9 protein-coding genes are annotated in these 13,217 nt (G+C 68.4%); 6 read left to right on the plus strand and 3 right to left on the minus strand.

Translation table 11 applies throughout. The features are described from left to right. Window positions 1-186 precede the first annotated feature (186 nt). The 6 genes from GUY61_RS00960 to GUY61_RS00985 all read left to right on the plus strand — a co-directional run bounded on the left by GUY61_RS00960 (window position 187) and on the right by GUY61_RS00985 (window position 6,185). Window positions 187-1,038 (plus strand): putative nonproteinogenic amino acid hydroxylase, encoded by an 852-nt coding sequence (locus GUY61_RS00960; RefSeq protein ID WP_166628089.1) that lies wholly within the window; start codon window positions 187-189, stop codon window positions 1,036-1,038. Window positions 1,039-1,498: 460 nt separating this feature from the next. Next, a complete protein-coding gene (locus tag GUY61_RS00965) occupies window positions 1,499-2,017 on the plus strand; it encodes a toxin-antitoxin system HicB family antitoxin (RefSeq protein ID WP_166628090.1) in 519 nt (172 codons plus the stop codon). A gap of 91 nt (window positions 2,018-2,108) precedes the next feature. Continuing rightward, the gene (locus GUY61_RS00970; RefSeq protein WP_166628091.1) at window positions 2,109-2,951 is read left to right on the plus strand and encodes a DUF4097 family beta strand repeat-containing protein; all 843 of its coding nucleotides are present in this window, start codon (window positions 2,109-2,111) and stop codon (window positions 2,949-2,951) included. Between the two features lie 87 nt (window positions 2,952-3,038). Next, window positions 3,039-4,025 carry an ATP-binding cassette domain-containing protein gene (locus GUY61_RS00975; protein ID WP_243766077.1) on the plus strand — a complete coding sequence of 329 codons (987 nt, stop codon included), beginning with the start codon at window positions 3,039-3,041 and terminating at the stop codon, window positions 4,023-4,025. Beyond that, window positions 4,022-4,840 carry an ABC transporter permease gene (locus GUY61_RS00980; RefSeq protein WP_166628093.1) on the plus strand — a complete coding sequence of 273 codons (819 nt, stop codon included), beginning with the start codon at window positions 4,022-4,024 and terminating at the stop codon, window positions 4,838-4,840. Before GUY61_RS00975 ends, GUY61_RS00980 begins: the two co-directional genes overlap by 4 nt. A gap of 418 nt (window positions 4,841-5,258) precedes the next feature. Next, window positions 5,259-6,185, plus strand: coding sequence for a phytanoyl-CoA dioxygenase family protein (locus GUY61_RS00985; RefSeq protein WP_166628094.1), 927 nt, complete (start codon window positions 5,259-5,261; stop codon window positions 6,183-6,185). A gap of 73 nt (window positions 6,186-6,258) precedes the next feature. On the opposite strand, the gene GUY61_RS00990 is transcribed toward GUY61_RS00985, so the two are convergent. The 3 genes from GUY61_RS00990 to GUY61_RS01000 are packed head-to-tail and all read right to left on the minus strand — an operon-like array spanning window position 6,259 to window position 13,212. Then, window positions 6,259-7,491: a cytochrome P450 gene (locus tag GUY61_RS00990; RefSeq protein WP_166628095.1), complete on the minus strand. Its 1,233-nt coding sequence runs from the start codon at window positions 7,489-7,491 to the stop codon at window positions 6,259-6,261. Then, on the minus strand, window positions 7,484-8,230 hold the full coding sequence (locus GUY61_RS00995) for a thioesterase II family protein (RefSeq protein ID WP_166628096.1): 747 nt from the start codon (window positions 8,228-8,230) through the stop codon (window positions 7,484-7,486). The genes GUY61_RS00990 and GUY61_RS00995 overlap by 8 nt, the downstream gene beginning before the upstream one ends. After that, the gene (locus GUY61_RS01000; protein WP_313896440.1) at window positions 8,227-13,212 is read right to left on the minus strand and encodes a non-ribosomal peptide synthetase; all 4,986 of its coding nucleotides are present in this window, start codon (window positions 13,210-13,212) and stop codon (window positions 8,227-8,229) included. Before GUY61_RS01000 ends, GUY61_RS00995 begins: the two co-directional genes overlap by 4 nt. Between the last annotated feature and the right edge of the window lie 5 nt (window positions 13,213-13,217).

The following is a 13,217-nucleotide window of genomic DNA, read 5'->3' on the forward strand; positions in this document are numbered from 1 at the left end:
AGCCGAGGAAACCCCGCGCAAGAGATGACCGGGCGGGACACCCGGGCATCCGGCTGTCCCGCCGACGGGACAGTAGACGGCAGACCGGGCTCTCTGGCCATTAACCGCACCGTGCGGCTAGCCTGCGAATTATCGTGACGACCGGCGCGTCTTACGGTGACGGCCGACGCGTCAAAAAATCATGCAGTGAAGGGGATTTCGTTGCTTAAGTCGCAACGGCTTGCGGTGCTGCCCATCGACTCATACGATCTGGATGCCGAGTTGTCCGTCGTGGACCGCCACGAGTACGGCGGCGAGTACGACGCCCTCACCTTCGGGGCGTGGTCGTGCCATGTTCTGGCCAACGGCAGCGGTGCAGAGTCCGACATCGCCTTCCGCCCCCACAGTGGCCGTCTGGCCCTCACCGAACTGGGCAAGCAGTTGCCGGGCATCATGTCCCTGGTGACCGAGCATTTCTCCCTGGACCGGTTGCAGTGGGTGCGTATCTTCAGCCTCCGCGACGGAATCATGGCCCCGCATGTGGACTTTCTCGAATTCGCCGAACCCGGCACCAGGTTGCAGGTTCCGTTGCGCACCAGCGAGGAATCCCTCCATTCCGAGAATGACATCGTCTATCACCTCCGTCGCGGTGAGGTGTGGAAGATACACACGACCGAGCCGCATTCCGCGCGCAGCACCGCCAGGACCGCCCGGCTCTCCCTCTGTCTCGACTTCTCGGACGCCGAGGAGCCCGTGGCGATCCGCAACGACGTTCCCGCGACCGAGCCGATCCGCATCATCGAACGCCCTGCGGCGACAGAAGCGGAACTCGAAGAACTCGTGGGCTCCGGCCGGACGATGACCCCGGAAACCATACGGGCGGACTTCCGTCGATTCGCCGCACTCCACTACGAGCGGCACGCGCATGCCGCAGCGGTCTTCGACTGGTACGAAGAGGCCGCGCGGCGTTCCGGGGACGCCGGCATCGTCGCGAAGGCTCAGGCCTTCCGCCGGTACTGCATCGAGAAGCGGGCCGACGGGGAGACGTTCGACTGGTGAGGGGCCGCGGGCCGGGGCGCGATCCCGCGTGCCGGCCCGCCTGCCGCGTCGGGCGGGTGTCTGCTTCCTCGCTTCCGGCGCCGAGTCGAATCCTTCGACCGCTGTTGTGATCATGTCGGTCCGAGGCCGGTTGCAGTGGCGACGGTGTTGATGTCGAGGCACGTCGGGCCCCGCCCCCTCGCATCCTCTGCCGGATTCCCGGCATGCGCATCGAGAGCCTGGACCTCGCCGCGCACCACGCGGTTGCACACGCATGGCGCCGGATGGCGCCGCTTGGCGTCACGCAATGGCACACAGCGCCAGCCGGCGCCACCGAAAGCGAGTGGGCGGGCGCGGCGCCACGATGGCGCACATTTCCTTCCTCACGTTTCCCCACGTCAGAGGCGCCTCCCTCGCGGCCGCCCGACACAAGGTGCCATTCAGGCTTGCGTAGGCGCCAGGGTGATGCCATTCTGGCGTCATGGACCTCACCCCCTACGTCGACACGCTCCGCCGCGAACTCGCGGTGGCCGCGGAAGCCGGCGGCGACGAAGCTCGCGAACTGGCCGAGAGACTCACCGCTCCCCTGGAGTCGGCGACCCGGCTGGCCATGCTCAATGTGCTCTCCGCCGCGATGGACGAGGTCACCCGCGAGCTCGCCCCCGGCTCGGTCGACGTACGGCTGCGCGGGATCGACCCCGACTTCGTGGTGACACCGCCCCCCACCGACAGCGGCCCCATCCAACCCGCCGAGCGCCTCGAACCGCTCAAGGCACCGGCTCCGGCCGACGGCGACGAGGGGAGCATCGCCCGCGTCAATCTGCGACTGCCGGCCCATCTCAAGGCACGCGCCGAGGAGGCCGCGAGCCACGAGGGCCTGTCGGTCAACGCATGGCTGGTGCGGGCCGTGTCGGCCGCGGTCGACGGCGGCGGCGCACGGCAACGTCCGACGCAACGGACCCGCAACCTCGGACAGAGCTTCACGGGCTGGGTGCGCTAGCCGCGCCCGCGCCCCCAAGACAAGAAGTACAGCGCCCACACCACGTCCCACCGGCTGGGACGGCCCAAGGACTCATGAGGACGGGACAACCATGCCTGCTTTCGACACTCTCAAACCGATTTCGGTCACTGCCTATGTGTACGCCGGTTCCATCCGGTTCACCGCGGGCGACCGCCTCGACACCGTCGTCGAGGTGCGGCCCCGCGACCCGAAGAAGGATCTCGACGTGCGGACGGCCGACCAGACCGAGGTCACCTACACCAGCGGCATCCTGACCGTCAGCACGCCCAAGGCCAATCTGTTCGGGCGCGGCGGCACCGTCGACGTGACGGTCGAACTGCCCACGGGCTCGGACATCGACTTGGACGGCGCCGGGGCCCATGTGATCGGCGAGGGCCGACTCGGCGAGGTCCGAGTGAAGACCTCGGCCGGCGACGTCCGCCTGGACACCACCGGCACGCTGCAGCTGAAGGCGCCGCACGGCTCAAGCACCGTCGACCGGGTCGAAGGCATGGCCGAGATCACCAGCAGCACCGGCAACGTGCGCGTCGGCCTGGTCGACGGCCCCGCCGTCCTGAAGAACTCGCACGGCACCACGACCGTCGGCGCCGTGACCGGCGAACTGCGGCTGAACGGCGCCAACGGCGCCATCGACATCGCGCGCGCCGAGTCCTCGGTCACCGGCACCACCACCAACGGCGTCGTTCGCCTCGGCGAAGTCACCCGTGGCGAAGTCCAGTTGGAGACCTCCAACGGCTCAGTCGAGATCGGCATCCGCGAGGGTACCGCCGCCTGGCTCGATGTCAACACCAACCACGGGCAGGTGCGCAACACGCTCGCCACGGCCGAGGCCCCGGCGCCGACCGAGGACTCCGTCAAGGTCCGCGTACGAACAAACTGGGGCAACATCGACATCTTCCGCGCGAAAGCCTGAGCACCCTCGTCCCCACATCAGCCTCGTCTCCTCCGATCCCCCATCACTCCAGCCTTCACAAGGGAGGACTCCATGTCCCCTTCTGTCATGCCCACATCCAGGCAGGGTGACGGTCACCCGTCACCGACCGCCGTCTCCGCCGTCGGCCTGCGCAAGTCCTTCGGCGACAAGCTCGTGCTCGACGGCATCGACCTGCGGATCCCGGTCGGGTCCGTGTTCGCCCTGCTCGGCCCGAACGGCGCCGGCAAGACCACCGCCGTCAAGATCCTCTCCACGCTCATCTCCCCCGACGCCGGCGATCTGCGCGTCGGCGGTCACGACCTGGCCACCGACCCGCAGGCGGTGCGGGCCGCGATCGGCGTCACCGGGCAGTTCTCCGCCGTCGACAATCTGATCACCGGCGAGGAGAACATGCTCCTCATGGCGGACCTGCACCACCTCTCCCGCAGCGAGGGCCGCCGCACCGCCGCCGAACTCCTTGAGCGCTTCGACCTGGTGGATGCCGCGAAGAAGCCCGCCTCCACCTACTCCGGCGGCATGAAGCGCCGCCTCGACCTTGCCATGACCCTGGTCGGCAGCCCGCGGATCATCTTCCTCGACGAGCCGACCACCGGCCTCGACCCCCGCTCCCGCCACAGCATGTGGCAGATCATCCGCGGGCTGGTCTCCGACGGCGTCACCGTCTTACTCACCACCCAGTACCTGGAAGAGGCGGACGAACTCGCCGACCGCATCGCCGTCCTCCACAACAGCAAGATCGTCGCCGAAGGCACCGCCGAGGAGCTCAAGCGACTCATCCCCGGCGGCCACGTCCGGCTCCGCTTCACCGACCCGGCCGCCTACCAGTCCGCCGCCACCACACTGCGCGAGGCCGCCCGGGACGACGAGGCGCTGGCACTCCAGCTCCCCAGCGACGGCAGCCAGCGCGAACTGCGCTCCATCCTCGACTGGCTGGACTCGGCCGGCATCGAGGCCGACGAGCTCACCGTGCACACCCCCGACCTCGACGACGTGTTCTTCGCCCTCACCGACAGCACCACCGTCTCCACGCAGGCCAAGGAGGCCACACGATGAGCACCCCCCTGGCTCCGGCCCGCCCGGCCGGGCTCTCCCTCGCCGTCCGCGACTCGAACACGATGCTGCGCCGCAACCTCCTGCACGCCCGGCGCTACCCGTCCCTCACCCTGAACCTGCTGCTCACGCCGATCATGCTGCTCCTGCTCTTCGTCTACATCTTCGGAGACGTGATGAGCGCGGGCATCGCGGGCGGCCACGCGGACCGCTCCGTGTACATCGCCTACATCGTCCCGGGCATCCTGATGATGACCATCGGCAGCACCGTGATCGGGGCCGCGGTGTCCGTCGCCACCGACATGTCCGAGGGTGTCATCGCCCGCTTCCGCACCATGGCGATCCACCGCGGATCGGTGCTCATCGGTCACGTCGTCGGAAGCGTGCTTCAGGTGCTCGCCAGTCTGGTCCTCGTCGGTGCTGTCGCCGTGGCCATCGGCTTCCGGTCCACCGACGCCACCGTCGTCGAGTGGCTGGCGGCGTTCGGACTGCTCGCGCTGTTCTCCCTGGCACTCACCTGGATCGCGGTCGGCATGGGCATGGCCAGCCCCAACGCCGAAGCCGCCAGCAACATGGCGATGCCGCTGATCCTCCTCCCGCTCATCTCCAGCGCCTTCATCCCCGCCGACACGATGCCGGGCTGGTTCCAGCCGATCGCCAAGTACCAGCCGTTCACGCCCGCCAACGAGACCCTGCGCGGCCTGTTGCTCGGCACCGAGATCGGCAACAACTGGTGGATCGCCCTCGCCTGGTGCCTGGGCCTCATCGTCCTCGGCTACCGCTGGTCGCAGGCACAGTTCAACCGCGACCCGAAGTAGGCGACATGAGCGGCGGGCAACTCCCGCGGCTCGTCCCGCCCGGGGCGGCGTACGCCGACACCACGTCGGCGTACGCCGCCCCATATATGTCCTGTCAGCGGGACAGTCGCCTTTCGCCGCATTGCCGACGCTCCGGTCGGCATCTGTCACCCTATTGCCATTGTTACTTCACCGAGAAGCATCATTTCCAGTGGAGACCTACGGTGATTTCGATCGGATATGCCAGGGGCGGGCCCACGATTGACACCCTCCTGCTCCGCGGGCAGAGTATTGAACTGCTGAGGAACCGCGGAAAGGCCCGGGGGGGTGCTGCCGACAGCGGCTGGGCACAAGGGGTGAATCCCGCGTAGGCCGTGGCGGCTCCAATGAACTCATTCCGCACGGCAAGCACCTGGCAAACCCGAGAAGGAGCCGACGCATGAACAAAATTGGCGATGGCATTCTGGAGAAGGCAGCGGCGGAATACGCCGAGCAGGGCTTCTCCATCATCCGCAACGTCGTGCCATCGGAACTCCTGGACGAGGCACGCGCCCACGTCGAATGGCTCACCCGTAAATATCCGGATCTGCGTCCCGAGCACTTCCACCACCCCCTGATCCGCAATGACGCCTTCTGGGCACGTCTGGTCTCGGACTCGCGTCTGGTGGACATCGCGGAGTTCTTCCTCGGCCCGGACGTGGCGTGTTTCACCGCCCACTACATCTGCAAGCCGCCGTACGACGGGCAGCCCGTGCTGTGGCACCAGGACGGCGCGTACTGGACGCTGAGTCCGATGGAGGCGCTGACGGTGTGGCTGGCCGTCGACGAGAGCACCACGGAGAACGGTTGCCTGCGGATGATCCCCGGTAGTCACGAACTGCCGCTGCACAAGCCGTCGGTCCGCACGGACGAGCCCAACATGCTGTTCTCCGCCTCCGACGAGAACCTGGTGCGGGAGTGGGCGGAGAAGCGCGGCATCGTGGAGATCGAACTCCAACCTGGCGACGTCTCGATCCACCATCCCCATCTGCTGCACTGCTCGGAGGCGAACACGTCCGCCAAGCGGCGGTGTGGTCTCGACATCGGCTACATCTCGACGACCACGCGGATCCACAGTGAAGGGATCTACCTCGACCCGCTGCTCGTCCGCGGAACCGACACGGGCGGCCTCAACAGCTATCGCCCGTTCCCCGCTTACCAGGACGGCGAGACGATTCCCTTCGCCGGGCGGGACGCGTGGAGTGACAGGGTGGCCACGCTCAACGAGGCGCTGCCGGCGCGCTCACGGGACCTCCCCGACAAGAGCCCGATCGAGTCGACCCGGCACATGATCGAGCGTCTGCGCGCGGGCACCGTGAAGCGCTGACCGACACCTCGCGTACGGGCGCCCCCGAACGCATCGCGTTCGGGGGCGCCCGTACGTGCCGTCGGCCAGGTCCTCACAAGCGCACCGGAAACCTGTTGAACAGCCGGGCGCCGCCGGGGATGACCTCGCGGTACCGCAATTCACTGCTGTTCACGGCAAGTTCGAGAGTGTCACGCTTCAGGAACAGGTGATCGATGGCCACCTCGCCCTCGAGTTCGGCGAGCGCCGCACCGATGCAGCGGTGCGGGCCCGCACCGAAGGCGAGGTGGCCTTCCCCACGCTTCAGCTCACGCTCCACATTGCAGCGCTCGGGCTCGGAGAAGACGCGCGAGTCGTAGTTGACGGACTGAAGGGAGCCCGTCACGGCATCGCCCTTGCAGATCGAGACCCCGGCGAGCTCCATGTCCTCGGCCGCGTACCGCGGTCCGGCACTCGGGATGGGGTTGGCGATCCGCATCAACTCGTTGATGGCGTGCGGCAGAGCTTCCGGCCTGGCGCGCAGCAGAGCCAGCTGATCCGGATTCTTGAGGAGGGTGAGCACCGCGTTCGGGATGAAATGAGCCGTGGAATGGTAGCCGCCGTTCACCAGTACGCCCACCATCGCGATGATCTCGTCTTCGCTGAGCCGGTCACCGTTCTTGTCCGTCGTATGCACCAGGGTGGAGATCATGTCGTCCGTGGGCTCGGCCCGGCGCCGCTCGATGAGCTTCTTGGTGTAGTCGAACAGGCCCAGGGCGCTCGTTGTGAAGTCGGCGTCGACGTTGGCGTATTCGTCCATCCACTGCCGTATCTGCGGCTGGTCGGGCTCGTCGATGCCGACGAGTTCACAGATGACGGCACCGGTCAACGGTGTGGCGTACTCCCGGAGGAGATCGCCGGATCCCTTCTCTGCGAAGGCATCGAGGAGCCGGGTGGAGACCTCTTCGATGCGCGGCCGCAGTGCCGTGATGCGCCGGACGCTGAAGGCGGGCGCCACGAGCCGGCGCAACCGAGCGTGATCCTGGCCGTCCTGGAGCATCAGGTTGGACGTGAAGTAGCGCAGGAGTTCCTTCGGCACGTCGAGAGACATGAGTGCTTGGTCCGCGATGCTGGGCCCCTGGTGGCCCGGCACATTGCTGATGTTCGTCACGAGCCGCGTGTCGCTCCACGCCGCCTTGAACTCCTCGCTGCGCGTGATCAGCCAGACCGGCGGCCCGCCGGGAAATCCGATGCGGACGAGCGGGGCCTTCTCCCGCAGGCGCGCGAAGGCGCCGATGGGGTCGTCTTCGAATTCAGGGTTGAGCAGGCTCACGATCGGCTCAGCCATGATCGTCGTCTCCTTCACTTCTTTGTACAGATGCCGCTTCGATCAGGTCCAGTACCTCCCGGGCCTGATCGACCAAGTACATGTGGTCGCCCGGGAGCTCCGCGCAGCTGAATTCACCCGTGGTCGCTCTCCGCCATTCCCGCGCCTGCTCCGCCGAGACCAGGCCGTCGGAGCTTCCCCGAATCGAGCAGATCGGCACCGACAGTGGTTCGTCGACGCTCGGAACGTAGTTCTCGTGCATTTCGCAGTCGGCCTGGAGCACGGGGAGAATCAGTTCGCGCATCTCCGGGTGATCGAGAGCCTCGTGCCTGAATCCCGCGAACTCCTCGACCCGGGCGAGGAACTCGTCGTCCTCAAGCCCCGTCGCCCGCCTCTCCCGCTGGGTCCACGGCCCCGGCGAACCACTGACGACCAGCCGCTCGACGCGCACATCGCGCGTGCTCAGCAGATGCGCCAACTCGTACGCGAGCACCGCGCCCAGGCTGTGCCCGAACAGCACGGTCCGCGTTCCCTCGCCGAGGGCCGCGGCGACGGCGTCGACCTCGTTCTTGGCCGCTTCGACGACATTCCGGTACGGCGTCTCCAGGATCCGCCGCTCCCTTCCGGGCAGTTCGACCGGGACCACGCGCCAGCGGCCCGCGGACAACTCCCGCCACGGGTGGAAGAACGAAGGCCCTGCTCCGGCGAACGGCACGCACAGCAGCGCGGCCTGGTCCCGCTCGCCCCCCTCCACCGTCACCACGCGAACTTGCGGGTGATGACCTTCATGATCTGGCCCGCGGGTTTGGGCATGTGCAAGTCGTGGTGCGATGCGTCCACGTCGTGCTCCTCGATGGAACCGAGGACGAACGGCCGCCAGTCGGGCGCATAGGTCGACATCCCGTCGGGCCTGTCCAACGTCGCGTTGAAATACAGCACATCGCCGCGGAAGACCGGCGATTGGAACTCGGCCATCCTGTTCAGGTTGTTGGCGCCCACCTTCGACATGTTCTCCAGGAAGTCGTCCATGTTGCCGGTGTTCATGAACTTGCCGAAGACATCCTCGATGTCCGCCCGGTAGAGCTCCTGCGTCCTGCCGGCCACCGCCTGGAACCCGTTCTCCGGGGCGTCGCTCGCGGGCTGGGTGTCCAGGATGGCCAAGAGGGCGACCTCCTGCCCGCGCCGGTCCAGCGCCTCCGCGACGGCATGCGCGACCGGGCCTCCGAAGGACCAGCCGATCAGGTAGTAGGGTCCTTCCGGCTGGGTCTTGAGGATCTGGGTGAGGTAGTCGTCGACCATCTCCTGCACCGATCCCGCCAGTGGCTCCGTGCCCTGGAAGCCTCGGGACTGGAGGCTGTAGGCCGGCCGGTCCGTCACGTACGGCGCGAAGGTGAAGTACGCCCAGCCGAGGCCACCCCCTCCGTGGAAGAACCACACCGGCGGCTTGCCCGTGCCGGGGTCCCTGTTCAGCGGCAGCACGACCGCGAACGAGTCGACGTGTTCGTCGGGGATGCCGCCGACGAGCACCAGCGCGGCCAGCTCGGACACCGTGGGGTACCGGACGATCGTCCTGACGGGCATGTCGACTCCGAACTGCTTACGGATGCGGGCGCTGAGCCGGGTGGCCAGGAGCGAATGACCGCCGAGCGTGAAGAAGTCGTCGTCGATACCGACGCTCTCCACGCCGAGCAGTTCGCTGAAGACGGCGCACAGTTTCTCTTCGTGGGCGTTGCGAGGCTCTCCGTCGCTCGTGGTGGTCGTGGCCTCCGACGGCAGCGCTCGCCGGTCGAGCTTGCCGGCCGGAGTCAGGGGAAGCTCCGGAAGCGGCACCACCGCGGCCGGAACCATGTAGTCCGGCAGCCGCTCCCGCAGGTACGGGGGCAGCTCGGCCACCAGCGGACCGATCGACTTGGCCAGCGCGGGGGCGTTCACCTGGGTCCGCCGGACCACACCACTGGGAACGAACCCGTTGGAAACGGCCCGCTCTTCGGGCAGCAGCACCGCGTCGAAGGTGTGGGCGGTCTCGCCCGACCAGGTGAGGACCGCGTCCCGGCCCTGCTGCCGTGCCCATGCGGCGAGGTCCTCCGGGTCGACGGGCACGGTGGCGGGAGCGGCCGCGTTCAGCACACCCGCCGACATCGCCGCGGCGAACTCCTCCACCAGCCGCGCGTTGGGTATCCCGGTCACCCTCAGCGGGGCGCCGCCCGCCCGGTCCAGACGGTCGCCCAGGCCGGCCAGGTCGGACACCTCCCGGCCCCACGGCGCCGTGGGCACACCGGTCAGATCCAGGAGATCGGCCGGGTCCTTGTGCAGGACCACCTCGTAGCGGTGCCGGGTCAGCTCGTTGTGCGCCTGTCCCGCCTTCAGCCGGATGTCCACGCCACCGGCATGCTCACGTGCCCACGCGGCGAACCACTCCGGGGCGACCACCAGCTCCCGCTCGGCCAGCACCGCCTGCTCCACCATCGCCCGCATCTCCTCCTGCGAGGCGTGCGGCCGCGCGGCACGCTGCACCGCGGTCAGCAGCAGCCGGAGCGTCGAGGCGTTGCGGACGTCGCCGACGATGATGCGGCCGCCGGGCGCGAGGAGTTCCATGGCCTGGCGCAGCACCCGGTCCAGGTATGCGGCGCTGGGGAAGTACTGCACCACCGCGTTGAGCACTACGGTGTCGAACCCGCCCCGGGGCAGTCCGGAGACGTCGTCGGCCGCCTGTGCACGCAGCCGGACCCGGTCGCCGTGGCCGGCCTGTTCGGCCTGGCCCCTGACCCGGTCCAGCACGGTGGCGGAGATGTCGGTGCCCCAGTACTCGTCGACCTCGCCGGCGATCTTCGACAGCAGCAGACCGGCGCCCACACCGATCTCCAGCACCCGCCGCGGCGCGAACCGCAGCACCTGTGCCACCGCCGCGTCCCGCCACGCCCGCATCTGCTCGAGCGGAATCGGCTCGCCGTCATAGGCCGACTTCCACAGCTGGAAGTCCTCGCCCCATGCCTCGTCGCGGGATTTGTCATAGGTTTCGTCGTGGACTTGGCGCCACTCGTCCACCTGGTCACCGGCATCGGCTGCCGCGGCATCCGGGTCGGGCACCACATAGGCCACAAGGCGCTTGTCGCCCTGCTGGTTCTCGCGCACCACGACCGCCGCCTGTGCCACACCGGGATGCCCGGCCAGCACGTGCTCGATCTCGCCCAGCTCGATGCGGAGCCCGCGGATCTTGACCTGGAAGTCGGTGCGGCCGATGTACTCGACCTGCCCGTCCTTGTTCCACCGCACCACGTCGCCGGTGCGGTACATCCGCGTCCCCGGCTCGCCGAAGGGGCAGGCCACGAACCGCTCCGAGGTCAGCGCGGTCTGCCCGAGGTACCCCCTGGCCAGCCCGGCGCCGGCGAGGTACAGCTCACCGGCGACCCCGGCCGGGACCGGGCGCAGTGCCTCGTCCAGCACATAGACCTGGGTGTTCCAGATCGGCGCGCCGATCGGCACCCGGTCCGCCCCCGGCACGTGCTGCCACGCGGTCACCTCGACGGTCGCCTCGGTGGGACCGTACAGGTTGTTCGCGGAGCAGCGAGGCAACAGCTCGACGAACCTGTTGGCCAGCGGGGCCAGGAACGGCTCGGCCGCGACCTCGATCCAGCGCAGGGTCGTGCACTGCTTTGCCGCGGGCTCGGCGACGAACGCCTCCAGCAGGGACGGCACGAAGTCCGCGCCGGTCACCCGCTCCCGCCGGATCAGCTCGGCCAGGTACGCCGGATCCTTGCGTCCGTCCGGGCGCGCGACGACGACACAGGCCCCGACTTGCAGCGGCGCGAACAGTTCCGGCACCGAGGCGTCGAAGCTCGCGGTCGTACTCAGCAGCATCCGGTCCTCGGCCGTGACGTCGAAGTGCTCCAGTCCCCACTTGATCCGGTTCATGATCGAGCGGTGCTGCACCGGCACACCCTTGGGACCACCGGTGGAACCGGAGGTGTACATCACGTACGCGGCGTTGTCCGGCACAAGGACTCGTTCCGGGTTCGCCTCCGGATACGCGGACACGTCCGGAAGGTCGTCGTCGAGCACCAGCAACGGCTTCGCGCTGTCGAGGAACTGCCGCACCCGGTCCTCGGGGAGCTCGGTGTCGATCGGCAGGTACGCCGCACCGGCCTTGGCCACCGCGTAGATCGCGACCATCATCTCGACGGAACGCGGGATGCGCACCGCGACAATCCGCTCGGGCCCCGCGCCTTGTTCGACCAGCCAGTGCGCCAGCCGATTGGCGCGCCGGTTGAACTCCGCGTAGCTCAGCGTCTCCTCTTCACCGATCACCGCGACCGCGTCCGGGGTCCGCTCCACCTGGACCTCGAACGCATCCGGCAGAGTGCCCTCGGCCACCGGATACGCCGTGTCGTTGACCCGCCGCACCAACCAGTCCCGCTCGTCCTCCGCCAGCACCTCGACCCCGCTCACCGGCGAACGCGGATCGGCGACCAGCTGCTCCAGAAGACGCACGAACCGAGCGGCGATCGCCTCGACCGTGTCCCGGTCGAACAGCTGGGTCGCGTACATGACGTCGCCCCGCAGGGCCCCCGAGTCGTCCTGCGCCATGCTGAAGAACAGGTCGAACATGGCGGCCGAAACCAGGTGCTGCTCGAACTCCACCTCGAGTCCGGGGAGTTCGAAGTCCTGCTTCGCGAAGTTCTGCCAGGCGAAGGTCACCTGGAACAGCGGCTGGTACGCCGCCGAGCGGTCGGGGTTGATCAACTCGACCAGCATTTCGAACGGCACGTCCTGGTGCTCGTAGGCCGCCAGGGCCTTGTCCCGCACCTGGGCCAGCAGATCGGAGAACGACGGGTCGCCGGACAGGTCCACCCGCAGCACCTGGGTGTTGACGAAGACCCCGACCAGGTCGGCGAGCGCCTCGTCGGTCCGCCCGGCGATCGGATTCCCGATCGTCACGTCGTCCTCGGCGCCGAGCTTGCGCAGCAGCACCGCCAGCGCGGTCTGGAGGACCATCGACATGGTCATCCCGCGCTCGTCGGCCAGCTTCTGGAGCCCGGCCGCCACCTCCGGTTCCGCCGAGATGCCGACCGTGTCGCCGTCCAGACTCCGCTCCGGGGGCCGCGGGCGGTCCAGCGGCAGGTTCAGCGGCTGCGGCACCCCCTCCAGCTCCGCGCGCCAGTACTCGGTCTGCGCCGCGGCCAGGCTGTCCGGGTCCGCCGGGTCGCCGAGCAGCTCGCGCTGCCACAGCGCGTAGTCCTTGTACTGCACGGACAACGGCTCCCACGCCGGCGCCCGGCCGTCCAGGCGTGCGGTGTAGGCGGTGGTCAGGTCCCGTGCCAGCACTCCGCCCGAGACACCGTCCGAGGCGATGTGGTGGATGAGGAGGACCAGGAGGTGCTCCTGGGGGGAGCAGCGGAACAGGGTCGCCCGCAGCGGGATTTCGGCGGCCAGGTCGAAATGGTGCGCGATGGCCTCGTCGACCGCGCCGGACAGGTCCTCGGGCGCCACCTCGACCACCGGTACCTGCACCGATGCCTCCGCCGGCGACAGGATGCGCTGGTAGGGCTCGTCATCGTCGTCCGTCACGTACGTGGTACGCAGGATCTCGTGCCGTTCGACCACGTCGCGGATCGCGGCGACGAGAGCGTCCTGGTCCAGTGGCCCGGTCAGCCGGAACGTCGGGGAGATGTTGTAGGTCTCCGCCCCGCCTTCCAGTTGGTACGTAACCCACATACGGCGTTGTGCGTACGACAGCGGAATCACTGGAC

The organism is Streptomyces sp. GC420, assembly GCF_009916105.1.
In the GTDB taxonomy this organism is placed as follows: domain Bacteria; phylum Actinomycetota; class Actinomycetes; order Streptomycetales; family Streptomycetaceae; genus Streptomyces.

What these genes read in the sequence shown, in the direction of transcription:
- GUY61_RS00965 (WP_166628090.1), top strand. Translation starts at nt 1,499, where the DNA reads ATGGACCTCACCCCCTACGTCGACACGCTCCGCCGCGAACTCGCGGTG.
- GUY61_RS00990 (WP_166628095.1), bottom strand. Translation starts at nt 7,491, where the DNA reads ATGGCTGAGCCGATCGTGAGCCTGCTCAACCCTGAATTCGAAGACGAC.
- GUY61_RS00970 (WP_166628091.1), top strand. Translation starts at nt 2,109, where the DNA reads ATGCCTGCTTTCGACACTCTCAAACCGATTTCGGTCACTGCCTATGTG.
- GUY61_RS00980 (WP_166628093.1), top strand. Translation starts at nt 4,022, where the DNA reads ATGAGCACCCCCCTGGCTCCGGCCCGCCCGGCCGGGCTCTCCCTCGCC.
- GUY61_RS00975 (WP_243766077.1), top strand. Translation starts at nt 3,039, where the DNA reads ATGCCCACATCCAGGCAGGGTGACGGTCACCCGTCACCGACCGCCGTC.
- GUY61_RS00985 (WP_166628094.1), top strand. Translation starts at nt 5,259, where the DNA reads ATGAACAAAATTGGCGATGGCATTCTGGAGAAGGCAGCGGCGGAATAC.